General features: G+C 61.1%; 24 protein-coding genes. 3 read left to right on the top strand and 21 right to left on the bottom strand.

Annotated features, from left to right (window positions below):
- Position 1 precedes the first annotated feature (1 nt).
- From uppS to ACYQ1A_RS06585, 9 genes are all read right to left on the bottom strand, one after another.
- Positions 2–688, bottom strand: coding sequence for a polyprenyl diphosphate synthase (uppS, locus tag ACYQ1A_RS06625; protein WP_499361361.1), 687 nt, complete (start codon positions 686–688; stop codon positions 2–4).
- A gap of 156 nt (positions 689–844) precedes the next feature.
- Entirely contained in the window at positions 845–1402 is a 558-nt protein-coding gene (gene frr, locus ACYQ1A_RS06620; protein WP_499361169.1) for a ribosome recycling factor, read from the bottom strand.
- Positions 1403–1480: 78 nt separating this feature from the next.
- Positions 1481–2200, bottom strand: a complete 720-nt coding sequence (pyrH, locus tag ACYQ1A_RS06615; RefSeq protein WP_053935934.1) for a UMP kinase — start codon at positions 2198–2200, stop codon at positions 1481–1483.
- Between the two features lie 228 nt (positions 2201–2428).
- Positions 2429–3304 carry a translation elongation factor Ts gene (gene tsf / locus ACYQ1A_RS06610; protein WP_499361168.1) on the bottom strand — a complete coding sequence of 292 codons (876 nt, stop codon included), beginning with the start codon at positions 3302–3304 and terminating at the stop codon, positions 2429–2431.
- A gap of 88 nt (positions 3305–3392) precedes the next feature.
- A complete protein-coding gene (gene rpsB, locus ACYQ1A_RS06605) occupies positions 3393–4112 on the bottom strand; it encodes a 30S ribosomal protein S2 (RefSeq protein WP_053935932.1) in 720 nt (239 codons plus the stop codon).
- Positions 4113–4241: 129 nt separating this feature from the next.
- Positions 4242–5066 (bottom strand): hypothetical protein, encoded by an 825-nt coding sequence (locus ACYQ1A_RS06600; RefSeq protein WP_499361167.1) that lies wholly within the window; start codon positions 5064–5066, stop codon positions 4242–4244.
- The gene (locus tag ACYQ1A_RS06595) at positions 5063–6037 is read right to left on the bottom strand and encodes an MlaD family protein (protein WP_499361166.1); all 975 of its coding nucleotides are present in this window, start codon (positions 6035–6037) and stop codon (positions 5063–5065) included. The genes ACYQ1A_RS06600 and ACYQ1A_RS06595 overlap by 4 nt, the downstream gene beginning before the upstream one ends.
- 13 nt (positions 6038–6050) lie before the next feature.
- Positions 6051–6611, bottom strand: coding sequence for a hypothetical protein (locus ACYQ1A_RS06590; protein ID WP_499361165.1), 561 nt, complete (start codon positions 6609–6611; stop codon positions 6051–6053).
- On the bottom strand, positions 6599–7303 hold the full coding sequence (locus ACYQ1A_RS06585; protein ID WP_499361163.1) for an ABC transporter permease: 705 nt from the start codon (positions 7301–7303) through the stop codon (positions 6599–6601). The genes ACYQ1A_RS06590 and ACYQ1A_RS06585 overlap by 13 nt, the downstream gene beginning before the upstream one ends.
- Positions 7304–7595: 292 nt before the next feature.
- On the opposite strand from ACYQ1A_RS06585, the gene trxB reads away from it, so the two are divergent.
- Together trxB and ACYQ1A_RS06575 are read left to right on the top strand one after the other, a co-directional pair.
- The gene (gene trxB / locus ACYQ1A_RS06580; RefSeq protein WP_499361162.1) at positions 7596–8549 is read left to right on the top strand and encodes a thioredoxin-disulfide reductase; all 954 of its coding nucleotides are present in this window, start codon (positions 7596–7598) and stop codon (positions 8547–8549) included.
- Positions 8550–8672: 123 nt separating this feature from the next.
- Positions 8673–9296 carry a Smr/MutS family protein gene (locus tag ACYQ1A_RS06575; RefSeq protein WP_499361160.1) on the top strand — a complete coding sequence of 208 codons (624 nt, stop codon included), beginning with the start codon at positions 8673–8675 and terminating at the stop codon, positions 9294–9296.
- A 24-nt stretch (positions 9297–9320) separates the two neighbouring features.
- Here ACYQ1A_RS06575 and ACYQ1A_RS06570 read toward each other — a convergent pair whose 3' ends face one another.
- On the bottom strand, positions 9321–10202 hold the full coding sequence (locus ACYQ1A_RS06570; RefSeq protein WP_499361159.1) for a LysR family transcriptional regulator: 882 nt from the start codon (positions 10200–10202) through the stop codon (positions 9321–9323).
- Between the two features lie 118 nt (positions 10203–10320).
- Between ACYQ1A_RS06570 and ACYQ1A_RS06565 the strand changes: the two genes are divergently transcribed.
- The gene (locus ACYQ1A_RS06565; protein WP_499361157.1) at positions 10321–11253 is read left to right on the top strand and encodes an NADP-dependent oxidoreductase; all 933 of its coding nucleotides are present in this window, start codon (positions 10321–10323) and stop codon (positions 11251–11253) included.
- Between the two features lie 101 nt (positions 11254–11354).
- Here the strand turns inward: ACYQ1A_RS06565 and ACYQ1A_RS06560 are convergent, their stop codons facing one another.
- From ACYQ1A_RS06560 to ACYQ1A_RS06510, 11 genes are all read right to left on the bottom strand, one after another.
- The gene (locus ACYQ1A_RS06560; protein ID WP_499361156.1) at positions 11355–12386 is read right to left on the bottom strand and encodes a cellulase family glycosylhydrolase; all 1032 of its coding nucleotides are present in this window, start codon (positions 12384–12386) and stop codon (positions 11355–11357) included.
- Positions 12314–12820, bottom strand: a complete 507-nt coding sequence (locus ACYQ1A_RS06555; protein ID WP_499361155.1) for a cellulase family glycosylhydrolase — start codon at positions 12818–12820, stop codon at positions 12314–12316. The genes ACYQ1A_RS06560 and ACYQ1A_RS06555 overlap by 73 nt, the downstream gene beginning before the upstream one ends.
- Before the next feature lie 393 nt (positions 12821–13213).
- Entirely contained in the window at positions 13214–13576 is a 363-nt protein-coding gene (locus ACYQ1A_RS06550; RefSeq protein WP_062225031.1) for a response regulator, read from the bottom strand.
- A gap of 9 nt (positions 13577–13585) precedes the next feature.
- The gene (locus tag ACYQ1A_RS06545; RefSeq protein ID WP_499361154.1) at positions 13586–14977 is read right to left on the bottom strand and encodes a hybrid sensor histidine kinase/response regulator; all 1392 of its coding nucleotides are present in this window, start codon (positions 14975–14977) and stop codon (positions 13586–13588) included.
- A gap of 155 nt (positions 14978–15132) precedes the next feature.
- Complete coding sequence (gene cheB / locus ACYQ1A_RS06540) at positions 15133–16221, bottom strand: chemotaxis-specific protein-glutamate methyltransferase CheB (protein WP_499361153.1); 1089 nt, start codon at positions 16219–16221, stop codon at positions 15133–15135.
- The gene (locus tag ACYQ1A_RS06535) at positions 16218–18629 is read right to left on the bottom strand and encodes a hybrid sensor histidine kinase/response regulator (protein ID WP_499361151.1); all 2412 of its coding nucleotides are present in this window, start codon (positions 18627–18629) and stop codon (positions 16218–16220) included. Before ACYQ1A_RS06535 ends, cheB begins: the two co-directional genes overlap by 4 nt.
- 57 nt (positions 18630–18686) lie before the next feature.
- Positions 18687–20411, bottom strand: coding sequence for a methyl-accepting chemotaxis protein (locus ACYQ1A_RS06530; RefSeq protein ID WP_499361150.1), 1725 nt, complete (start codon positions 20409–20411; stop codon positions 18687–18689).
- A 69-nt stretch (positions 20412–20480) separates the two neighbouring features.
- Positions 20481–21032, bottom strand: coding sequence for a chemotaxis protein CheW (locus tag ACYQ1A_RS06525; protein WP_499361148.1), 552 nt, complete (start codon positions 21030–21032; stop codon positions 20481–20483).
- A 37-nt stretch (positions 21033–21069) separates the two neighbouring features.
- The gene (locus ACYQ1A_RS06520) at positions 21070–22533 is read right to left on the bottom strand and encodes a CheR family methyltransferase (protein WP_499361146.1); all 1464 of its coding nucleotides are present in this window, start codon (positions 22531–22533) and stop codon (positions 21070–21072) included.
- The gene (locus tag ACYQ1A_RS06515) at positions 22530–22979 is read right to left on the bottom strand and encodes a chemotaxis protein CheW (protein ID WP_499361144.1); all 450 of its coding nucleotides are present in this window, start codon (positions 22977–22979) and stop codon (positions 22530–22532) included. Before ACYQ1A_RS06515 ends, ACYQ1A_RS06520 begins: the two co-directional genes overlap by 4 nt.
- Positions 22980–23011: 32 nt before the next feature.
- Complete coding sequence (locus ACYQ1A_RS06510; protein ID WP_499361142.1) at positions 23012–23416, bottom strand: response regulator; 405 nt, start codon at positions 23414–23416, stop codon at positions 23012–23014.
- Positions 23417–23473: the final 57 nt, after the last annotated feature.

The raw sequence follows: 23473 nt of genomic DNA, 5'->3' as shown, positions 1-23473 counted from the left end.
GTCAGGGCGTTACGCTTTGCAGTTGTTCGCTGATGCGGCCAAAACGCCGCTCGCGGCCGCGATACCAGTCGATAGCGGCTTCAATGGCGGCCTGATCAAAGTCCGGCCACAGCATGTCGGTGAAATACAGTTCGGTATAGGCCAGGTGCCACAGCAAAAAGTTGCTGATGCGGCGCTCGCCACCGGTGCGGATAAACAGATCCGGCTCCGGCGCATAGGCCATTGCAAAATAAGGCGCCATATCGGCTTCGGTAAAACGGGTGGCCAGATCAGGGCGATCCGCCAGCAAGCGATGCGTGGCTTGCAACACGTCCCAACGCCCGCCGTAATCGGCGGCAATCGACAGCGTTACCCCGCTGTTGCCCGCAGTGCGTTGCTCTGCGGCTTCGATCATGGTGACCAGTTCGGCCGAAAAATGCGTACGGTCGCCCACAATCTTCAAGCGGATGCCGTTCTCGTGCATGCGGTCGATTTCGGACTGCAACACACGCAAGAACAGCCCCATCAAGAACGAGACTTCATCGGCCGGGCGGCGCCAGTTTTCGCTGCTGAAGGCAAACACGGTCAGATATTTGACGCCCAGCGTATCGCACGCCTTGACGGCGCGGCGCAATGCTTCCACGCCTTTTTTGTGACCGAATACACGCGGCATCAGCCGCTGTTTGGCCCAGCGCCCATTGCCGTCCATGATGACGGCGATGTGCTCAGGCACAGCGGCGATCTCTTGTGGCGTCTCTACCGTTGAACTGCGAAAAATGCCCAACCCGCACCTCTGAACAAACTTCAAGTTTTGATACAAAACGGCGGCCACCATTGCTGGGGGCCGCCGCTGCGGTGGCCGTGATCAGACGGTCAGCAACTCTTTTTCTTTCTCAGCCAGCGCCTTGTCGATTTCGGCGATAAAGCGGTCGGTCAGTTTTTGCACTTCATCCTGGCCACGACGCTCGTCGTCTTCCGAAATCTCTTTGTCCTTGAGCAGGTTTTTCAGGTCGTTGTTGGCATCGCGACGGATATTACGCGTGGACACGCGCGCGCCTTCAGCTTCGGTGCGCACTACCTTGATCAGGTCTTTGCGGCGTTCTTCGGTCAGCATCGGCATCGGCACGCGAATCTGGTCACCGTTGGTGGCCGGGTTCAGGCCGAGGTCGGAATCGCGAATGGCCTTTTCGACCTTGCTGATCATGTTCTTTTCGTACGGTTGCACGCTGATGGTGCGGGCGTCGGCCAGCGAAATATTGGCGACCTGGTTTACCGGCACCGGCGAACCGTAGTAATCGACCTGGATATGGTCGAGCAGGCCGGTGTGTGCGCGGCCGGTACGTACCTTCATCAGATCGGTCTTCAACGCTTCGAGCGTCTTCTGCATTCTGGTTTCGGTATCTTTTTTGATCTCGGGGATCATGACTAAGCCTCTTTAAAGCGAAGGTCGGCCCCTTGCAAGGCGCCGACTGTCAAAACGGTAAGGTAATGCCAGAGAAGCTCAGCAGTGTACCAGCGTACCCTCGTCTTCCCCAAGTACCACGCGCTTGAGTGCGCCGGCCTTGAAGATACTGAACACGCTGATATTCATCTTCTGGTCACGACACAAGGCAAACGCGGTCGCGTCCATCACCTTCAGGTTACGGCTGATGGCTTCGTCAAAGGTGACGGTGTGATAGCGCACGGCATCCGGATTCTTCTTGGGGTCGTCGGTGTATACGCCATCGACCTTGGTCGCCTTCAGCACGATATCGGCGCCGACTTCCATGCCACGCAACGCGGCAGCGGTGTCGGTGGTAAAGAACGGGTTACCGGTACCGGCACCAAAGATCACGACCTTGTTTTCTTCCAGATAACGGATGGCTTTGCCGCGAATGTAGGGCTCAGCCACTTGCTGGATGGTGAGCGCCGATTGCACGCGGCTGACAACGCCAGCGTGGCGCATGGCGTCTTGCAGGGCCAGCGCATTCATCACGGTGGCCAGCATGCCCATGTAATCGGCGGTGGCACGATCCATACCCGCTGCGGCAGGCGCCACGCCACGGAAGATGTTGCCGCCGCCAATCACGATGGCAACCTGCACACCCAAATCCACTACGCCCTTGATTTCATTGACGATACGCTCGATGGTGACGCGGTTGATGCCATAGCTATCTTCCCCCATCAAGGCCTCGCCAGACAGTTTGACCAGGATACGTTTGTATTTGGGTTCGAGGCTCATGCGAGATTCCTTAAGCGAGGGGTATAAAACGGGAGTTGACCGCGATACGGTCGAAGTATGCACTTGGCGATGCCTTGTGAGCATGGCGAAGCACACACCAGGCGAACAAACGCCGCGCGTCGCCGCGCGGCGTTGGTATTACGTGTCATCCATCAAGGAGCATAGACGAATGATACGGTTTTCGCAGCCCGACCCTGGATTGCAGGGCCTGGCTGGGTGTCAGGCTGATCAGACCTTGGCAGCGGCAGCGACTTCAGCTGCGTAATCCACCACTTTCTTCTCAATGCCTTCGCCGACCACAAACATGGTGAATGCGTCGACTTTGGCGCCCTTCTCGGCCAGCAGTTTTTCAACGGTCTGGTCCGGGTTCTTCACGAACGGTTGGCCCAGCAGGGTGACTTCGGCCAGGTACTTGGTGATACGGCCTTCAACCATCTTGGCAACGATTTCTGCCGGCTTGCCCGATTCAGCAGCTTGCGCGGAGAAGATCTTGCGTTCGGTTTCCAGCAGTTCGGCCGGTACTTGATCCTTCGACACGCAAACCGGCTTGCTGGCCGCGATGTGCATGGCGATGTCTTTGCCCAGTTGCTCGTCGCCACCTTGAACGGCGATCAGAACACCGATCTTGGAGCCGTGCAGGTAAGCGGACAGCGCGCCGTTGGTTTCGTAACGCACCGAGCGACGCAGGGTGATGTTCTCGCCCAGCTTGGCCACGATGGCTTTACGTGCTTCTTCAACGGTGGTGCCTTCAACGCTGACGTTAGCCAGGGCGTCGATGTCGGTCACGTTGGATTCGGCAACGGCTTTCACTGCCAGCGCAGCGAAGGCAGCAAAGTTGGCATCTTTAGCCACGAAGTCGGTTTCACAGTTGACTTCGAGCAGTGCGCCCAGCTTTTTGTCGTCGGAGATGTAAACAGCAACGGTGCCTTCAGCAGCGGTACGGCCAGCCAGCTTGGTGGCTTTGTTGCCGGACTTGATCCGCAGCAGTTCTTCAGCAGCTTTGATGTCGCCCTGGGTTTCGACGAGTGCTTTTTTGCACTCCATCATGCCCATGCCAGTCATTTCACGCAGTTCGCCTACCAGCTTCGCGGTGATTTCGGCCATGGTGTTTCTCCTGATTCGATGATTTTTGAATACTTACGAAAAAGGGGCTGTTGCGCCCCTTTTTCGACTGGATATTACCGAGCGTTAATTACGCTTGAGCTTCAGTCGCAGCCTCAACCACTTCCTGGATGGCCTGGTTACGGCCTTCCAGCACAGCGTCAGCCACGCCACGAGCGTACAGACGGATAGCGCGCGAAGAATCGTCGTTACCCGGAACCACGTAATCGATGCCATCCGGATTGTTGTTGGTATCAACGATGCCGATGACCGGGATGCCCAGTTTTTTGGCTTCGACGATGGCGCCGTGTTGGTAACCGGTGTCGATCACGAACAGAGCGTCCGGCAAACCCTTCATATCCTTGATGCCGCCCAGCGAGCGCTCGAGCTTTTCAACTTCGCGCTTGATGGTCAGCAGTTCTTTCTTGCCGTAGCCGTTGTTTTCGTCAGCGATGATGGCGGTCAGTTCTTCCAGACGCTTGATCGATTGCTTGACGGTCTTGAAGTTGGTCAGCATGCCGCCCAACCAACGGTTGTCGACGTAAGGCATGCCAGCGCGTTGTGCTTCTTCAGCCAGGATTTCGCGTGCTTGACGCTTGGTGCCCACGAACAGCACGGTGCCCTTGTTTGCCGACAGACGACGCACGTACTTCAGTGCTTCTTCAAACAGCGGCAGGGTTTTTTCCAGGTTGATGATGTGAATCTTGTTGCGTGCGCCGAAGATGTATTGACCCATCTTCGGGTGCCAGTAACGGGTTTGGTGGCCGAAGTGAACACCGGCCTCGAGCATTTGACGCATGCTGATAGACATTGCAAAAATTCCTTGATAAGGGTTATGGCCTACCGTTCGCGCGACACGCCAGACAAGTCTGACGCACCCTTAGGGGCGAACCGGGAAGTTTTTCCGCACAGCGCGGAACGCAAGATTATGCCGTAATTGTTACTTCGCCTCAAGCCCGGCTTGCCGTTCAGCCGGGCGCGCCGCACACGCGGGCACGCTGGCCGCAGCGCACAGACTATCCAGCCGTGTCTGTGCGTCGACATGGATATCAGCGCGTTGCAGTTGCTGGCCTATGCGCACTTGCAAGGCAAAGTCATCGGCCAGCCACGCCGGCACGGCCAGTTGCCGGTCCAGCACCAGCGCCGACTGCAGCGATGCCCAGGCGGCCGCGCCCTGATTTTGCAGCAATTGCGCCTCCGCCAGCAGCCGCCAGCCATGCGCACGCTCGGATGCAGGCGCGTCTGCTTGCGCGGTCACAGCGGAGGCCAACGCCGCTGCGCGCGGTCCGTCTTGCTGCGCCAGCGCAATACGCGCATCCAGGTTATCGAACCATGGCCTCAATCCGCACGGCGCATCGCAAAGCGCGCGCGCCTGCTGCACGTGGTCCGCTGCGGCGTGCGCATCGGGCAGGGCCAGCAAGGCCAGCTGGTAATGCGCACGGCTGCGTTGCAATCGCGGAAACAACATCTGCCCCGGCATCGGTGCGATGGTCTGGCGCGCGGCTTCCCGTTGCGTTAGTTCGACCTGGGCATTGGCCAATCCCAACCTTGCTTCACCCTGCCCGGCCCAATCGTCCACAGCGGCGCTCAGCAGCAGCGCCTCTTGCCATTGCGCGGCGGCGTCAGCCCACGCGCCTGTCATGGCCGCGCGTTGCGCCGCCACCGCGTGTGCGTTGTATTGTTTAAGCGCAGCAGGTTGCACCGGCGCAGGCTGGCTGGCGCAAGCACTCAGTATTAATAGAAGTACGGGCAGATAGCGTTTCATTGGCGGCTATCCGGCATAGGCGCAGACGCGTCGGGCGCGCTGATCCACTTATTGAATGGCCAGCTATGGCTGGCACCGTTGGCCAGTTCGCTGCCGGTTTGCACCAGCGCATCGGCGTTACGCACCAGGCCCGGCAAGCGCGGCGCGGCCTGGTCGACGGCCTGGCGCGTGGTGGTGGTGATATGCGCCACTTCGCTGGCAGCCGTATTGGCATGGGCGACGATTTCGGGCGCATGCGCCGCCACTTCGGACGCCACCTGGTCGGCTTTGTTCAGTACCGCTTGCGCCTGGCGCGCGGCATCGGTGCTGGCCACCAGGGTGGCGGGCAGTTCGGTTTTGCTGACGTGCTCCAGATTAACCAGTACCTGGTCCAGCGTTTTGCGGGTCTCACGCAGTTCGGCTGAGAATGCCTGCACATTGGCCAGCGTGCCGCGGATATCGCCCTTGGGGTCATTCACATAATCCAGCGTCTCATGCACCGAATCGATAATCGGGATGGTGCGCTGGCGCAGATCAGCCGCAATCTCCGGCAAGCCCATCGCGGGCGCAAACACCAGCTTGCCGCCTTCCTTGATCGGCGCGGCGCCGGGCGTGCCGCCCGCCACTTCAATGTAATGATCGCCCAGCAAGCCATCCTGCTGTAGCAACGCCACCGAATCGGGCTTGACCCACTTCAGATACTTGTCGTCGATCAGCATTTCCACATCGACTTTGGCCTGATCATTCAACGTGACCTGATCCACCACGCCTATCTTGAAGCCGGACAAGCGCACCTGCATGCCGTTATTCATGCCGTTGCCGCTTTCGGCCACAAACGACAAGCGGGTGCGGCTGACAAAATAACCTTGCTTGAGCGCCAACAGGCCCAGCAACAAGCCAAAGCACACCAGCCCGAGCGCGATAAACATCGCCACGCGCCAGCCCAACCACTGAAAACGGGCATCAGTGTCCCGCAAGTATTTCAAGGCCATTGTCGCTTCTTGTTCAAGTTGTCAAAGGCGCCAGCGTCAGGTCGTGCAGCGCCCAGGCGTGGTCGGGCGCGCCCTGACCGATAACCAGCACGGCCGCGGTGGCAGCGAGTTCATCCAGCACCGGGCGCAATAACGCCGAGCGATTGCAGTGCCCCCAGATGTCCTGGTCCAGCAAGATCAGGCCGGGGCGCAGAATGGCGGCACGCACCAGCATCAGCATGCGTTTGCGGTCGCGCTCCAGGGTCACCGGCAAGGCGGTGGCGATGCGCTCGACCTCGCTATCGCTGATGCCCAGCCGCAGCAAGGCGGCGACAAAGCGGACTTCCAGCTCCGGCAGCGGCGCTACTTTTTGATACCAGGCGGGCAGGATCAGGTTTTCCCACACGCGCAGATTACTCAGCAAGCCGCCGTTTGATTCCAGTACGGCCACCTGGCCGGGGTAGCTTGCCTGCGCCAGACCCGCGGCCAGATCGAGCTGCGTCTCGGCCTCGGCCCGGGTCGGGGCCGCGCACCAATAACGCTGGCCCACTTCAAGGCGTACCGGGCCGGTGGCGGCCAGGGTCAGATCGTACATAGCGTCCACGCCGTTTCGATCAGAAAAATCACAAACAAACCGCGCATTACGGCGCGCGACGATGCTTTGGGGATATCGGTCACATACGGTCCGACGCGCAGCCCGACATAGCACGCCGTCAGCGAACACCCCAGCCCGAACACCAGCGCTTTACCCAGACAAGTGAGCATCAGATCAATGCGCAGAATGCGGTCGATGGCGAGGATCTCGTAAGTGACATCAGTCCCCGCCGAGAACAGCGTGCCGCCCGCCTGCGACGTCAACGCAATATATAAAGTGAGCCCGACGCAGGCGATGGTCATCCCCAGCACGCGCGGCATGATCAGATAAGTACCGGGTGGTATGCCCATGCGGAACAAGCTGCGGATTTCGCCGTGCACCTGCATGGTGGCCAGCTCACTGGCGACGGCGGAGGACGAGCGTGCCACCAGGATGATGGCGGCCAGCAAGGGGCTGATTTCCTTGAAGCTGAGCGCAGCCAGCAAGCGCAGCGAGGCGTCACGGCTTTGGCCGTACTGGCCGTGCAACAGCGAAATCACAATCGCGCCCAGGGCAAAACCGATTGCCAGCACCAGAAACACCGCCTCGTTGCCGGTAAAGTAGATCTGCCGCAGCAGCACGCGCCGCACCGGCTGGTGGCGCAGGCCAGCCAGCGGCGTGGTGATGGGGGCAAGCAGTTGGGCGAGGCGCATTTTTTATAGAATTCGACGGGGCGGCGGGTTTGGGCGAAACGCCAAGCCGCACTATAAACTGTCATCAGGCTGAACGGCACCAGGTATCAGCATGTATCTGATCATGGCGTGACCGCGCTCCCTCTTGCCAAGCCGCTGTTGCGCCCATAACTCGGTGATCAGACACCGTCGCAAAATGGCTCACAGGCATTACGCTCTGTGTAATCGCGGCAATAGCCATATTCGATTAGATCGGCTTGATCGTATGACTTAGACTAACGGCCGCTTAACTGACGATAAAAAGGAAACCCTCATGTCCACCCGACACTCGCCGTTGCTGATTCTTGGTTCCGGCCCAGCAGGTTATACCGCCGCCGTTTACGCTGCTCGCGCCAACCTCAAGCCGGTGCTGATTACCGGTCTGGCCCAGGGCGGCCAGTTGATGACGACCACCGACGTGGATAACTGGCCGGCGGATAACGATGGCGTGATGGGTCCGGAATTGATGAGCCGTTTCCAGAAGCATGCAGAACGCTTCGGCACCGAAATGATCTTTGATCACATCCACACCACTTATCTCAAAGAAAAGCCGATCCGGCTGGTGGGTGACGCGGGCGAATACACCTGCGACGCGCTGATCATCGCCACCGGCGCTTCGGCCCAGTACCTGGGTCTGCCGAGCGAAGAAGCGTTTGCGGGCAAGGGTGTATCGGCTTGCGCCACATGTGACGGTTTCTTCTATCGTGGCCAGAAAGTGGCTGTGGTGGGTGGCGGCAATACCGCCGTCGAAGAAGCGCTGTATCTGAGCAATATCGCCGCGCACGTCACGCTGGTACATCGCCGCGATACCTTCCGCGCCGAGAAGATTCTGGTTGACCATCTGCATGAGAAGGTCGCCGAAGGCAAGATGACGTTGGCCACCAACCAGACGCTGGACGAAGTACTGGGCGACGCCACGGGCGTGACCGGTGCTCGCCTGAAGTCGAGCGTGGATGGCGCCACCAGCAACCTGGACGTCGCTGGTGTGTTTATCGCGATCGGCCACAAGCCCAATACCGACATCTTCCGCGGTCAGCTCGAGATGGACGAAACCGGCTACATCATCACCAAGGGCGGCCGTGATGGCGGCGCCACGTCGACCAGCGTGCCGGGCGTATTTGCCGCGGGTGATGTGCAAGACCATATCTACCGTCAGGCCGTCACCTCGGCGGCCAGCGGTTGCCAAGCGGCGCTGGATGCCGACAAGTATCTGGAAACGCTGCGTTAAGCCCTGCTGACGTACAAAAGGCGGCCCACGGGCCGCCTTTTGTGTTTCTGGCGGCTCTGCCGCTTACCCCGATGGCATGTTATGTTTCGGCCATCGCCGCCGTCCCGCCGTGCTTCTGCCGTAATGTCCGACCTCAAAAGCAATCTCAAGCAAATCAAGCAGCGCCTGCAGACGCAGCCCGCGGCCGCCCGGCCCGCGCCTGCGCCCGCCCCGGCGCCGACCGATCACGAGTTGTTTATGGCCGAAGTGCGCGACGTGACGCCGTTGTATCGCAAGCCCGATTACCAACATCCCCCCGAATGGCCCAGCCCGTGGCCACGCCAGCGCATGAAAGACGAAGCCGCGGTCATGCCCGATGCCATGACCGACTTCTGGCCGTGGGATGAGCTGGAATCAGGCGAAGAATTGCTTTATCTGCGCGCCGGGCAAAAGCTGGACACGCTCCGCAAATTGCGGCGGGGCGAATGGGTGATTCAGGGCGAACTGGATTTGCATGGCCTGAATACCGATGAAGCACGCAGCGCGGTGGCCGGGTTTTTATTGCAGGCGCGGCAAAGCAACAAACGCTGCGTGCGCATCATTCATGGCAAAGGCCTGGGCTCGAAAAATCGCGAGCCGGTATTAAAGCTCAAGTTGAAGAACTGGCTGGTACAACGCAACGAAGTATTGGCCTTCAGCCAGGCCCGCGCTGTGGACGGCGGCTCGGGCGCATTGCTGGTCTTGCTGAAAGGCTGGCGCGAAAAGTAATCGCTGCCGCGCAACCACCCAGGCTCAACGAAGCGACAGCGTAAATGCGCCATCCGGAAACTGTTCACAAATAAACGCTACAAACGCCTGCACCTTGGGGCTCTGCAGACGGCGCGAGGTGTGCAGCACCCACAGCTCGACTTCATCGCCGTAATGGGCCCACTGCACCAGCTCGCCGCTCGCCAGTTTGTCCTGGATCAGCGAATGCGGCAGCACCGCAACACCGACGCCCGCCACCACGGCATCACGCACCATCAGCAGCGACGATACACGCAGCACCGCTTGCGGCAATAAGCGCAGACGCCCATCGCGCACGCTCCAGATCTCTCCGGGCCGAAAATACGGCATCACCACGGCGGGTACCGGCCAGGGTTCGTCACGCCCGGTCGGCAGCGGAATGCCGGGCGCGGCCGCCAACACCCTTTGGTCACGGGCAAAGCAGCGCCCCACCAGCGTGCTGTCCGGATCGGGATTGATGCGGATGGCGATATCAAATTGCTCTTCCACCAGATCGACCAGCTTGTCGTCGGCTACGGCTTCAATTTCAACCTCAGGGTAAAGCAACTTGAACTGCGCCAGCAGCGCGCCCAATGTGGTTTGCGAAAACAACAGCGGCGCGGCTATACGCAAGCGGCCACGCGGTGTGGCTACACCTTCACGCGCTGCCGCCACTGCATCCATCACTTCGCGCAGCGGCCCTTCAGTCCGGCCCAGCAATTGCTGACCCGCGTCGGTCAATTGCAGACTGCGCGTGCCCCGTTCAAACAGCCGCACACCCAGGGCCTGTTCCAGCTCGGCAACCCGCCGCGACAAGGTGGCTTTGGAACGACCCGTCGCCCTGCTGGCGCGACCAAAGCCGCCATGGGCCGCTACCTGATGCAAATCTGCCAAGGCGTTCAAATCCATGCTGTCTCAATTCTGATCCACGATGTCTCGATTTTAGGGTCTGTGTTTTGAATATGAAACCTCCTATTGTTCGTCTTGCTTAACAACAACACACCAGACCAACCTGAAGGAGATTTCGATGAACACCGTCCGCGCACTTGTATTGAATGATTACGGCGACCAGAGCGCCACCCAGGTCGCATCCGTCGACGCACCCAGCATTGCCGCCGACCAGGTGTTGGTGCGCGTCTACGCCGCAGGCATCAACAGCCTCGACTGGAAAGTTCGTGAAGGCTGGGTACGCAAGGCCTTTCCGCTGCAATTGCCCAGCGTGCTGGGTATCGAACTGGCTGGCGTGGTCGAAGCGGTCGGCGCGGCGGTCCAGCATCTGCAAACCGGCGATCGCGTAATGGGGCCGCTCGGGGGTCTGGGCGCGTATGCCGATCTGGTGGCGGTGAATGCCAGCAACCTGATCAAGATCCCGGCAGGATTGAGCAATGTGCAAGCGGCCGCGCTGCCCATCGCCGCGGTATCCGCCTGGCAAAGCCTGAACCGGGCCGGCCCCGTCCGCGCGGGCCAGCGCATTCTGATTCATGGCGCAGCCGGCGGCCTCGGCGGATATGCGCTGCAGTTTGCCCACCGCGCGGGCGCCGAAGTCTTTGCCACCACCCGTAGCCAGCACGTCGATTATGTAAAAGGCCTCGGCGCCGACCATGTCATCGCCTATGACCAGACGCGCTTTGAAGACAGCGTCAGCGAGATTGATCTGGTGCTTGATTACGCGGGCGGCGAAGTGCTCGACCGTTCGTGGTCCGTGCTGGCGGCCGACGGCGTCATCGTCAGCGCGGCATCGCCGACGATCGAGGCTTGCGTGCCCGCCGGGCGGCGCGGGCTGTGGTTTATGAACCAGCCCGACAGCAAGTTGCTGCAGCAAATTGCGGCGGATGTGGTGCAGTTGCGCCTGCAGTCGCGCATCAGCGCCACCGTGCCCTTTGCCGACCTGCCCGCCGCCATAGAGCGCAATCGTATTGCCGCGCAGCCGGGCAAAACCGTGGTCGATTTCACGCTTTAAGCGCCCCCCTTGCCACATCAGCACGCAGCAAAAAGCCGGCACCCGCCGGCTGGGCGGCACACCTCTGGGGTGCCGCCTGTTTTTCATATCTCCCCGTTTATTTACAGCGCGGTCACCGTATAGGTATGCGTATTGGCGGCCGGATTGGCGGTGATGGACAGCACATGACGTACCGGGTCATAGCTGCTGCTCCAGCTGCCCGCTGCGTCGGTGGAAGTGATGGTATAGCCATTGCTATACACGGTGGGGCTGAGGAACATGTCCGTCGTACCCGTCACCCCGGTCTTGTTAATAAAGCTGGCGTTAAGGCTGCGCTGGGCGGCGTCAAAGTACAGCTGCACCGGGGTGCCCGCTACCGCTTGCACGTAAGGGCGCGACAGATGCGGGGCGAGCGCGGTAAATACGCCGCCACCTGCGTAAGGACCGCTGGGGCCCTGGTCATTGGACCACCAGAACCAGCTGGCGCCGATGTTATCCATAGCCGCCACAACCTGGTCGACATACGTGCCATTCCCCGGCGCGCTTACGTAAATCGCGCCCCACTCACCCAAAGCAAGCGGTGCATTCCACAGTGCTGCCGTGGCTGTATTGGAGGCCAGCCAGGTGGTGGTTAACAGATCCACCGGGATGACATTCAGACCGGTATAAGACCCCGAATTCGAATACTGGCTAAGGGTGGGCGGATACAGGTGCGGTGCATACACCAGCCGGGCCCCACCTGAGCGCGGGTCTAGCGGTGCCGGCAAAGTGGTCGGCAGGCCTTGATTGATCGGGAAGGCCGAGGGTTCGAGGAAAATCCAGTGCTCCTGATCCACGGTGCGGATCTGGTTGATCACCGCCTGATACGTCGCCAGCAGTACGGTGGGCTCAAAGGTGGCGCTTTGCAGGCTACCGCCCCATGGCTCATTCATCAGGTCGTAGCCGATCACTGTGGTGTTGGCGGCAAAGTAAGCGGCCACGTGTTTCCACGCGTTGGCGTAGTAGGCGCGCAATTCCGGGTGCTGGCCGCTGGTGCCCCAGAAGTTGTCCCATGCGTGCGTTTCGCCCGGCTGCAGGTAGGTCAGCCCGAAATTGCTCTGGTACTGCACCGGGTAACCATCGGTATAGGTGGCCCAGGCGGGGGCGCCATCCACGTCAGTGCCGTTGTATGCGGTGGGCCATACAGATCCTGGTGCATGTCCAGGATGACGTACATGCCCGCTGCCTGGTACCACGCCACGCGCGCGGCAACGCTGGCCAGATAGTTATCGTCATACTGGCCGGGCTGCGGCTCCAGCAGATCCCAGAACACCAGATAGCGCACGGCGTTGGTACCCATGGTCTGGTTTTCGGCCAGCACATCGGTGGCAGAAATCCACGGCGTGCCGTTGCCCTTGGAGGCAGCTGAGGTATTCAGGCCATGCAATACCAGGGCGCGCCCCTGGTGATCGGTGATATAGCCCCCGGCAGGCGCCAGGCCCCCCAGGGCGTGGGCGGGGGTACTGAGCGCCAGCAGCGCGGCAAGCGTGCTGCAGCTACGCTGCCATTTGCCCCACAGTGGGCTGCGGCTTTGGGTGCGGCCATGCATGACCGTTTCCTTTTTGCGAAGGGAGGCGTCGAAATAACATAGGCAGCAGCCACAACTCGCAACGATGTCGGATTTGGCAGGATATAACGCAGGCTTGGCCGGGATGGGCAATCGGCCTGCGGGCCGGGCTGCGCGCCTGGTACCCGACTTAAGTCATTGGCAAGCATGTTGCCATGAGCAAAGACATGTAATGCCGACGAAGGGCGCAGCGCTGGATGCGTTTGCCGGTTTTTAACGTCCCGCTCACCTGTCCGGGCACGGTCAGAACCGCTGTGCGCCCAACGGCGCGACCAAACGCGGAACGGGCCAATAAAAAAACGCCATCAACCGCTGATGGCGTCAGATTGACGCGGGCGCACGCCGGCTTTTATGGAACCTGAGCCAAGGCAGCCATCACGCCAATGCGGTGTTCACCTTCTCCAGAAAGTCGGCGTAGTGGATCGGCTTGGCTACATAGCCATCGCATCCGGCCGCCAGCATGCGCGCTTCATCGCCTTTCATGGCAAACGCGGTCACCACCACCACTTTGATATGACCGGTGGTGCTGTCCGCTTTTAATAAACGGGTTGCTTCCAGCCCATCCATACCCGGCAATTGCACATCCATCAAAATCAGATCGGGCAATTCCGCGCGCGCCAGCGATAAACCTGTGGCTGCTTCGGTCGCCGTGCTGACCGTATGACCGGCGTTCTTGAGCAGAAAGGTGAATAGCTTCAGATTCGCCGCGTTGTCTTCAATAATCAGTATTCGTGCCATAACGCCTGGTTACTCCGCCGGGTGGTAGGGCAACCACACCTTGAATTCGGACCCCTGCCCGGCCGTGCTCGCCACCGACAGACGCCCATCATATAACTCGACCAATTGCCGCACCAAAGCCAGGCCCAGACCCGTGCCTTCGTATTTGCGCGACAAAGAACTATCCAGCTGCACAAATGGCTGGAACAGATTATTCAATTCTTCCGGGGTAATGCCGATGCCGGTGTCGCGCACCGCGATGGCCAGATATTCCGGATGCTGCGGCACGCTGTCACTACCAATAAACCGCAAGCCGCTCAAGCTGGCACCGCTGACGCGGCGGGCAATAACCGTTACTGCGCCGCCGTCCGGGGTAAATTTAACCGCGTTGGACAGCAGGTTATAAATGATCTGCTTGGTTTTACGCGGATCGAGTTGCGCCCGGCCCAATTCTTCGGCGTCGACTTTTAATTCTATGCGGTGCGAATAGGCACGCCCCTTCAATACCGTCAGGCAGTTCTGCAGCAAGGTTGGCAGATCAACCGCTTCGATCTCCAGTTCCATCTTGCCGGCTTCGATTTTGGACAGATCAAGAATGTCATTGATCAACAGCAGCAAATGCTCGCCGCTGGAATAGATGTCCGAAACAAATTCTTTTTGCTGCGCATCCAGTTCGCCGATCAAACCATCGCGCAAGACCTCGGAAAAACCAATAATCGCATTCAGTGGCGTGCGCAATTCGTGCGACATATTGGCCAGGAATTCGGATTTCATGCGGCTGCTATGTTCCAGTTCCTGATTCTTGCGTGCAATTTCTTTATTGGTTTCTTCCAGTTCGGCGGCGTGTTGCGCCAGCCGGATATTCAATTCGCTGACCTGGCGTTCGCGCTTGAGCAATTGTTCATTCACCATCACGGCCTGTTCATAGGTCGAGATCAGCAAATCCAGAATCTGTTGGCGCTCTGCATTGATAAAGTGTTTTTGATTGCCCAGATACAGCGCGATGCCAAATTGCACATTCTGGCCATGGCGCAATTTCTGGTTCATCAACACGTGCTCGATCAGCGTGAGCAGATAGGTTTCGTCATAAGGCTTGCGGATAAAATTGTCGGCCCCGCATTCCAGCCCCCGGATGATGTCTTTGGGGTCGGTCAGCGACGTCACCAGGATGACCGGCACATCGCGCCATTGCGGCGTGGCCTTGATGGTGCTGCACAAGGTATAGCCGTCCATTTGCGGCATCACCACATCGGACAACACCAGATTGGGCCGCTTTTGCTCCATCAGCGCCAAAGCCTGATGGCCATTGGCCGCCACGCGCACGCTGTAGCCTTTGCTCTCGATCTGGTAGCGCAGTTTTTCCGCCTGGGTGGGGCTGTCCTCAACAATCAGGATCTCTATGCCCGTGGACTTGTTGTCCATGTACTACTCCGTGTTGCTGCTGCGTTTATCAATCTATCCGGCCCGGGGTAATAACCCCTGCTTGCAAGCGGGCGAGCCGTGGCCTGTTCCGGCCGGTGGGGTGGCACGCGTTCGAGCGCGTGGCGCACACGTTAATACATACGTTGCATTTGCAATTACCGACGGGTTTGCCCGACTGACGGCGCAGGCAGGCGCTCGACCAGTTGGGCTATGGTCATGGCAATCACTTCAGGTGGCTGCACATAGACGGCTGCATCCAGCTTTACCGCTTCGCCGGGCATGCCAAAAATGACCGAGCTTTCTTTATCCTGGGCAAATGTCACCGCGCCCGCCTCGCGCATGATGCGCAATTCTTTGGCGCCATCGCGGCCCATGCCGGTGAGCAAGACGCCCACGGCCGCCGCGCCATAGACCTGCGCTACGGCACGGAACAAAAACGAAGCGGAGGGCCGCACGCAGTACTCGCGCGGCGCCTGCACCAGATCGATCAACCCCAGCGGCGTCACCCGCATCTGCACGTCCCACGGCGCCACATAGGCCGATCCGTTAACCAGGCGCTGGCCATGCTGTGCCATATAGACCGGCATGCCGCTGGCCTGGCCGAGCCAGTCACAAAAGCCCTGGGTAAAGCCTTCGGCAATATGCTGCACGATCACAATCGGTAATGGAAACGGTTTCGGCAGATTCTCCAGCAGGCACTTCAGCGTCAACGGTCCGCCGGTCGATGCGCCCACCGCCACGATGCGCGGTTTGCTCGCCGCAGCGCTGGGCAAGAGCGGCGCCGCCGCTGGCTCTGGGGCACGCTGACCGGCCCAGCGTTTCACCACTTGCACGCCAGCCATGGCACGTATCATCTGCAAGAGTTCGCTGGCCAGTTCGGCATGTTTCGGATGGCCGGGCGGCGTGGGCTTGACCAATACGGTCAAGGCGCCGGCTTCCAGCACGCGGAAATCATCGCGCGCATTTACATCAACCGGGGTGGCGGTGACGATGATGATGCGCGTCGGCGCCGTCTGCATGATCTGGCGCGTCGCCTCAAAGCCATCCATACCCGGCAGGATCACGTCCATGGTGATCACATCGGGCCGCAATGTTTGCGCGGCGCGCACGGCCTGTTCGCCGCTGGCCGCCGTGCCGACCACTTCGATGTCGGCATCGCCGTCAAGGATGCTCAGCAACAGTTCGCGCGCGGTAATCGAGTCCTCCACCACCAGCACGCGGATCGGCTGCGCCCGCTTTTTCATATCAATCTCCGGATGGCGGCCAGCAAGCTGGTCTGGTCGAAGGCACTCTTCACAATATAAGCATTGGCGCCCGCCTCAACCCCGCGCTCCTTGTGCTCGCGACTGTCGAGGGCCGTGACCAGGATTACCGGCGTAGCCGCGGTCCGGGCCTCGGCGCGCAGGCGGGCGGTCAGGTCAAAGCCATCCATACGGGGCATTTCAACGTCGGAGACCACCAGATCAAACTGTCCGGCCCGCGCCTGGGTCAGCGCATCCAGGCCATCCACCGCGGTGGTCACCTTGTAACCATTTGCTTCGAGGATGCCTTTGAGCAATGAACGCGAGGTGATCGAATCTTCCGCCACCAGCAGCGACTGCTGCGCTGGCGCATCCGGATCGGCGGGACGCAAGCTGCTGCCCGCGCTGGCGGCAGCGCTGGCGATCAGTTCCGCCGCGTTCAGCACGGGCACCACCTGGCCGCCTTCGAGCAAGGTTGCGCCAGCGATATTGCGGACGTGGCGCAATTGCGGGCCCAGGCCTTTGACCAGCACTTCGATATCGGCCAGCACCGCATCCACCACAAAGGCAATGCGCCGCCCGCTGGCGGCCACCACCGCCACATTCAGCCAGTCATTGAGCGGCGCGGCGGCCGCGCCGCTCAGGCCCAGCGTTTCACTCAGACGCACCACCGCGATCGCCTCATCCCCGATGCGGGTACTGGGCTTGCTGCCCATGCTGCCGACGGCGCTGGCGGGCAAACGCAACACGCGTTCAACGTGGCGCGTCGGCAGCACAAACTGACGCTCACCCGCGCTGACCAGCACGCCACGGAAGGTCGCCAGCGTGGCAGGCAACAGCATTTCAAAGCGCGTGCCACCCGCCGCGGGCGCTTGCAGCAATAGATGACCACCCAGCTTTTCCACCTTCTCGCGCACGATCGCCAGGCCCAGACCGTGGCCGGACAAATCGGTCAGGATGGGGCTGGTGGAAAAGCCGGTTTCAAAGATCAGATTGCGCAGCGTGGCGGTGTCCATCGCGTCGAGTTGCGCTGCGGTATAACGGCCCTGCGCCAAGGCCACTTCGCGTATGCGCTGCAGCGCGATCCCGGCGCCGTCGTCTTCGATGCATAACAGCACTTTGCCGCCGTCATAAGGCGCTACCGAAATCCTGAGCTGGCCGCGCTCCGGTTTGCCCAGGCTGCGGCGTTGTTCGGGCGCTTCCAGGCCGTGATCGATGGCGTTGCGCACCAGATGGATCAACGGGTCTTTGAGTTGTTCCAGAATGCGGCGGTCAATTTCTATGCTCTGGCCTTCCAGCAGCACGTCGACCTGCTTGCCGGTGCTTACGCCCAGGTCGCGCGCCAGCCGGGGCACCAGATCCAGCAAGACCGCCGCCGGTTGCAGCAGCACTTGTTTGACGTCATCGAGTAACTGATCCACCAGCGAGGCCGTGGCGCGTTGTTGCTGCCGCGCCGCGTGTTCCATATGCGCCAGCTTGTCTTGCAGTTGCTTGCCGAATAGCTCGTCTTGGGTATTCACCTCCAGCCAACGCGCAAGTTCGCCGCTGCTGTCGGTATTCTGCTGCCGCGCTGCCACGCGCAAGCCCAGCACTGCGCGGGCGCGATCACGCCGCCAGGTGCTGACTTCGTCATGCAAGGCGCGGATCGACGCCACCCGGTGCGCAGCCTCTTGCTTCAGGCCCAGCAATGATTCGAGTTCATTCAGCAATACCCCGAGCCGGCCTGAGGACACGCGCACGGTATCGCCCATTTCTTGATGGCGCGGGTGGAAGTCATGGGCCGAGGCAATCGGGGCGCGCCCGGCGGCGGCATCCGGCACGGCCTGCGGCGCGGCCGCTTCCGGCGCAGCCACGGTCGGCGCCACCACGGCGGGCGCCACCGCAGGCAGCGGATCGGGCAAAGGCGGCACCGGCATGACCGGCTCCACCTGCAAGCCCAGCGGCGCCAGCGCCAGCGATTCCACCGGCGGCAACGGCAGGCCAAGGTCTTCCGGCGGCGTCAGCAACTGATCGAGCGCGCCAATCAGCTTGATCGACGCCAGATCCAGCGGCCGATCAATCGGCTCGCTCGACAGCACATTTTCCAGCCCGACCACCGCATCGCTGACCGCACGGTGCACCGGTCCGGTCAGCGGCATCTGGTTTTTGCGCAAAGCCGACAGCACGCTTTCCAGCGAGCGACAAATCAGCTCGATGGTCTCCAGATTAACCGAGCGCGCCGCGCCCTTCAGGCTGTGCGCCTCGCGGAACAGCGTTTCGATCAGCGGCTGCAACACCTCGCTACCGTCTTCGGCCCGCACCGCCACGTCCAGCTCCAGCATCAGGCTGGACATGGTCTGTAAATGCTCCTGCGCTTCGATGCGGAACATGGCCAGCAAACGCTGCAGAAAGCGTTCTTCTTCAGTCGACATTCACCCTCAACCCGGCTTGTAGAGCCCTGCGGCCGCGTGGCCCGGCTCGTCGTGTGTTCAGACCTGGTAGCGGTCCACTACCTGCTTGAGCTTCTGCCCCAGCATGTGCAGGTTGTGCGCGGCCACTTCGGTCTGGCGCGTGCCTTCCATATTTTGCGTGGCGGCCACTTTGATATTGTCGGCGGCTTGCGCCAGTTGCCCCATCCCCGCCAGTTGTTGCTGTGCCGAAACGGCAATCTGGCTGGCGGCTTCGGCGCTTTCGTCGCTGCTTTCGGCCAGCAGGCGAATCGATTCACCGGCCTCGCGTGACAAACGGGTGCCGGCTTCGACCGCGCGGTTGCCTTGTTCCGTGGCGACGACGGCGCGACTGGTGGCTTTCTGGATATCCCCGAGAATGCCGCGGACTTGCGCGGTGGCCTGGCGCGATTGCTCGGCCAGGCTCTTCACTTCTTGCGCCACCACGGCAAAGCCCCGCCCTTGCTCGCCCGCTTTGGCGGCTTCGATCGAGGCATTGACCGCCAGCAGATTGGATTGCTCGGCCAGATCGTTCACCGTGGCGATGATTTCGCCGATGGCCTGGCTTTGCTCAGACAAACGCAGAATGCTGTCGCCGATCTGTTCCATTTGCTCGCGCACTTGCTGCATGCCCAGCATGCTTTCGTCTACCGATTTGCGCCCCGCCACCGATACTTGCGCCGAACGTTGCGCCACGTCGGCCACATAACGCGCTTTCTGGCTGGACACCAGCGCGGTTTGTTTGACTTCTTCCACCGTGGTGGCGGTCTCGGTGGTGGCGGTGGCGGTCTCGGCGGCGGCGGCGGCAATCTGGCTGGCGCTCACCTGGATTTCGCTGGCCGACGCCGTCAACACGCTCACGCCCTCGGCAATTTCGCGGTTCACCTGGCGCAGATTCTGCGTCATGGTGGCAAAGGCATTGCCCAGCACGTCTTGCGCCGACACCGGCGTGATGCTGGCGCGCAAATCACCTTCGGCGATGCGTTGCGCCACATGCGCCATGCCGCGCAGCGATTCAGTCATGCGGATAAACGCGGCGTTCAGCGCGCCGACTTCGTCATTGCGCTTGACCACCTGGGCATCGACACTCAGGTCGCCCAGGCTGATGCGCTCGGCCACCCGGGTCAGGTCACGCAAGGGGCCGACGATGGCACGATTAAGAAAGATGCCCGCCCCCAGCACAAACAGCGCGGTCAGGCTGATCCCGATGACAATGGTGTCGACGGTAAAAGCGGAATTGGCTTCGGCTTCGGCATTACGCGCTTCCAGCGCGGCCACCACTTTCTTGTTGAGCTCGGTCACGATGCCGCGCGCCTGATCCATGGTGGTCTTGCCGCGATCGGTGACGACCACGGCGCGCGCGGCTTCAAAGCCTTTGTCGCGGCGCAGGATGATGGTCTCCTTGAGCTCGGCCAGCTTGGCATCAGCCAGCACGGTCAGTCGCGCGATGGCTTGTTTGGTCTCGGCCTGCTCGACGGTTTGCGCCAGCGTGGCCAGCCGGCTATCAATCTGCGCTGCCGCGTTGTTATAGGGTTCCAGATAACGCTCTTCACCGGTGATGACATAACCGCGCTGGCCGGTCTCGGCATCCTTCAGCAAAGACATCACGTCGGCCAACTGGCTTTGCACATCCAGCGCATGCGCAATGGCCTTCTCGGATGCGCTGAACTTGTTGATATTGGTCCAGGCGGCCACCCCCACGATCACAATGGCGGCCAGCACCACCAGCAAACTACTCCACAGCTTGACGCCGATGGATGACTTCATAAGTGCTCTCCCTGCTTGGTTAGGCATTGGCGCGGCCCGCGCCTTATCAGTATCGGATGTTGTTTTAACTTAGGCGCTGGGCTGCTCGACCACAACCGCGCTACTGCGTAACAAGCGCAGCGCATCGATCACCACGCTCTGGCTGGCGGTCACGCCCTTCAGATAATCGGCCCGCACGCCCCCCAGCGTGGGCAAGGGCGGCTGGATCTCGGCCAGCGCCAGCATGCGGGTGCCGATGATCACATCGCCCAGAATGCCGAATTCCATTTCGCCATCGCTCAGCACCATCACTTTATTCAGATCGGTAATGCCACGCGCAGGCAAACCAAAAAACACGCGCAAATCCATCACCGAGATGATCTTGCCGCGCACATTGACCACGCCCAGGACAAAGGCGGGCGTACCCGGCAGTGGCGTTAACTGGCGCAGCGGATACACCTCTTGCACCCACGCCGTTTCGATGGCGTAACGCTCGTGCGCCAGGATGAATTCCAGCACCTCTATGTGTTCGCCCTCGGCCGCGCCGTCCGCGAGTGGACGGGCCAGCTCACGGGCGCGTTGTTGCATCAGCGCGTCGACGCCAGCGGCGTCCGCTTCTGCCAGCGGATTGTTCATGCTCATCAGTGCCATTCCTCAGTGCGGATCGGGCCAGCGCGCTTCATGCGCTGGCCTGCAACATCAAACGCAATTGCGCCACGGTCATGCCGTCGGATTCGGGCAATAAATCGTCATCGCGCAGGCCGCTTAACAAGCCGAGTGTCACGCCGTACTGGCGTGTGGCGGCGCTGCGCTGGCCAGCCCGGGCCAGCAGTGTACCCAGAAGATAGTGGGCCAGCACAAAGTCATCCTGCAAAAACAGCGCCTGGCGCAAGGCCTGGATGGCGGCGTCGTGGTTGCCTTGCTCGCTGGTAATGACCGCCGCCAGATAACGCAGGCTGGCATCGGTTTTATCGTGTTCGATGGCTTGCTGGCACCAGCGCCCGGCCGCATCCAGCTGGCCCATATTGGCGTGGGCGCGGGCCAGCAAGGGCAATTCCGCGGCGGTTGGCGTGCTGCCGATCAGGGTAATGACCTGCGCGTAGCGATGCTCGTCCAGCAAACCCTGGGCGATTTCGTGCCGCGCGATCACGGCAGGCGCGGCCACGGGCGGATGTAGCGCAGCGTGGCGGGCGGGGGGCGACCGGGGCGTGGCTGGCGCGGGCGCGGCAGCCGCCGCTTCGGCCACTGCGGTGCTGGACAGGGGCGGCAACCATGCCGCTGCTGGCGACAAACCCTTGCGATAAAAACTGACGTCGAGCGCGGTTTCCTGATTGAAGCCGATAAAACGTTGGCGGCCGGTTTCGCTCAGCCCGGTCAGCAATACGCCGCCATCGACCAGGGCATCGCGCAGCTTGTCGACGATGCGCTGCATGGCGGCTGGCTCAAAATACATCAACACATTGCGGCACAGGATGATGTCAAAGGCGGCGAGATTCGCCACCGGCGGAAATGGGTCGTTGAACAGATCGATCGAGACAAACTGCACCAGCGGCCGCAATGCAGCCGCCACCTGGAACTGCCCGCTGGCGGTGGTCTGGAACCAGCGTTGGCGCAACCAGGCGGGGGTGCCGCGAAACGACCATTCGCGATATACCCCGGTGCGGCCACGTTCCAGAAAGCGCGGCACGATATCGCTGCCGACCACGCTGATGCGCCAGTCCGACAGGTCCGGCAGCAAGCGTGACAGCAGTATGGCCAGGGTCCAGGCTTCTTCTCCGCTGCAGCAGCCGGCGCTCCAGATGCGGATGCTGCGGTCCAGACCACGGCGGCGCTCGATCAGCTCGGGCAACAATTGCTGTTCCAGCAAATCCAGGGTGGGGGTCTCGCGCAGAAACCAGGTTTCTCCAACCGATAAATGGCTAGCCAACAATTCAGCATGGGCGTGGGTATACGGCCGCGTCATCAGCCAGCCCATTGCCGCTTGCGCATCCGCCAGGCCGAGTTCATGCGCTACCCCGGCCAGGCCGCGCCACAGTTCGTCATAGCGTGAGGCGGGATAGCTCAGGCCGGTGCTGCGGCCCAGCCATAGCAGAAAGGCTTCGGGGATGGCGCTGCCAGGGAGCGGGGTTGGAGTCAAACTCACACCGCCGTCAGTGCCTGGTCTAGCCATGCGGCTTCGTCCTGCGCCAGAAAGCGGTCGAAATCCTGGATCAGGATCAGCCCATCCGCCAGCCGCAGCACGGCGGCGGTGGTGGCATCCTGCACGCCGAGCGCGGCGGCATCGAGCAAGGCAGTGTCGGGCCAGGCGGCCACGCTATGCACCTGATCCGCAAAAAACGCCAGCCTGCGCGTCGGGGTTTGCACCAGCACCAACTGGTCGGCCGGGCGCGGCGCTCGCGTGGGCAAACCAAAGCGGGCGCGCACGTCAAATACGGGCAGGATTTCGCCACGCACATTGATCACGCCAAGGATACTGACCGGCGCGCCGGGCAAGGGGGCCACGGCGGCGGCGCGTTCTACCCGGATGATCTGATGGTGGTCGAGTGCGTAACGCTGCGCGTCCAGGCGCCATTCCAGCAATTGCCGCATGAGAGAACTCGTCTGGCTGACAACCGCCGGGTTTAGCCGCCCACCTCTTCTGCCAACGGCAAAGGCCGTAAAAAGCGGTTGACGGTGTCCAGCAGTTCCCAGCGATTAATCGGTTTATGGATAAATGCATCGGCGCCGCAGCTATCAATCCGCTGCTGCACCGCGATATCGTCGAGCGCCGACATGATCACTACCGGGGTGTTTTGTAATACCGCAATCTGGCGGATCCGGGCGGTCAGCTCGAAGCCGTCCATGCCTGGCATCATCAGATCAACCAGGATCAGGTCGGGCTGCATGGCAGGCATCAATGCCAACGCCGCCTCGGCGCTTGAACACTCGAAGGTGGCGTACTGCTCGGCGCTGATCAGTATATTCAATAATTTGCGACTGAACTCGTCGTCATCGACGATCAGGACTTTCGCCGTAGTCTGGGTCATCAGGAATTGCGCCTCGAACTTTGCCGTGGCGTCTCACAGCAGATTAGTCAAAGTGGC

This window comes from Silvimonas sp. JCM 19000, assembly GCF_054652575.1.
The sequence above is the reverse complement of the archived record's forward strand: the minus strand, read 5'-3'. Positions and strand labels throughout refer to the sequence as shown.

Bases quoted from the DNA above. Each gene is read 5' to 3' on its own strand.
- ACYQ1A_RS06600 (WP_499361167.1), bottom strand. From the start codon at position 5,066: ATGAAACGCTATCTGCCCGTACTTCTATTAATACTGAGTGCTTGCGCC.
- ACYQ1A_RS06585 (WP_499361163.1), bottom strand. From the start codon at position 7,303: ATGCGCCTCGCCCAACTGCTTGCCCCCATCACCACGCCGCTGGCTGGC.
- ACYQ1A_RS06575 (WP_499361160.1), top strand. From the start codon at position 8,673: ATGTCCGACCTCAAAAGCAATCTCAAGCAAATCAAGCAGCGCCTGCAG.
- rpsB (WP_053935932.1), bottom strand. From the start codon at position 4,112: ATGTCTATCAGCATGCGTCAAATGCTCGAGGCCGGTGTTCACTTCGGC.
- ACYQ1A_RS06515 (WP_499361144.1), bottom strand. From the start codon at position 22,979: ATGCGGCAATTGCTGGAATGGCGCCTGGACGCGCAGCGTTACGCACTC.
- ACYQ1A_RS06570 (WP_499361159.1), bottom strand. From the start codon at position 10,202: ATGGATTTGAACGCCTTGGCAGATTTGCATCAGGTAGCGGCCCATGGC.
- ACYQ1A_RS06510 (WP_499361142.1), bottom strand. From the start codon at position 23,416: ATGACCCAGACTACGGCGAAAGTCCTGATCGTCGATGACGACGAGTTC.
- tsf (WP_499361168.1), bottom strand. From the start codon at position 3,304: ATGGCCGAAATCACCGCGAAGCTGGTAGGCGAACTGCGTGAAATGACT.
- trxB (WP_499361162.1), top strand. From the start codon at position 7,596: ATGTCCACCCGACACTCGCCGTTGCTGATTCTTGGTTCCGGCCCAGCA.
- ACYQ1A_RS06545 (WP_499361154.1), bottom strand. From the start codon at position 14,977: ATGGACAACAAGTCCACGGGCATAGAGATCCTGATTGTTGAGGACAGC.
- ACYQ1A_RS06565 (WP_499361157.1), top strand. From the start codon at position 10,321: ATGAACACCGTCCGCGCACTTGTATTGAATGATTACGGCGACCAGAGC.
- ACYQ1A_RS06590 (WP_499361165.1), bottom strand. From the start codon at position 6,611: ATGTACGATCTGACCCTGGCCGCCACCGGCCCGGTACGCCTTGAAGTG.
- ACYQ1A_RS06535 (WP_499361151.1), bottom strand. From the start codon at position 18,629: ATGTCGACTGAAGAAGAACGCTTTCTGCAGCGTTTGCTGGCCATGTTC.
- ACYQ1A_RS06595 (WP_499361166.1), bottom strand. From the start codon at position 6,037: ATGGCCTTGAAATACTTGCGGGACACTGATGCCCGTTTTCAGTGGTTG.
- pyrH (WP_053935934.1), bottom strand. From the start codon at position 2,200: ATGAGCCTCGAACCCAAATACAAACGTATCCTGGTCAAACTGTCTGGC.
- ACYQ1A_RS06555 (WP_499361155.1), bottom strand. From the start codon at position 12,820: ATGCATGGCCGCACCCAAAGCCGCAGCCCACTGTGGGGCAAATGGCAG.
- ACYQ1A_RS06525 (WP_499361148.1), bottom strand. From the start codon at position 21,032: ATGAGCATGAACAATCCGCTGGCAGAAGCGGACGCCGCTGGCGTCGAC.
- ACYQ1A_RS06530 (WP_499361150.1), bottom strand. From the start codon at position 20,411: ATGAAGTCATCCATCGGCGTCAAGCTGTGGAGTAGTTTGCTGGTGGTG.
- frr (WP_499361169.1), bottom strand. From the start codon at position 1,402: ATGATCCCCGAGATCAAAAAAGATACCGAAACCAGAATGCAGAAGACG.
- uppS (WP_499361361.1), bottom strand. From the start codon at position 688: ATGGACGGCAATGGGCGCTGGGCCAAACAGCGGCTGATGCCGCGTGTA.
- ACYQ1A_RS06550 (WP_062225031.1), bottom strand. From the start codon at position 13,576: ATGGCACGAATACTGATTATTGAAGACAACGCGGCGAATCTGAAGCTA.
- cheB (WP_499361153.1), bottom strand. From the start codon at position 16,221: ATGAAAAAGCGGGCGCAGCCGATCCGCGTGCTGGTGGTGGAGGACTCG.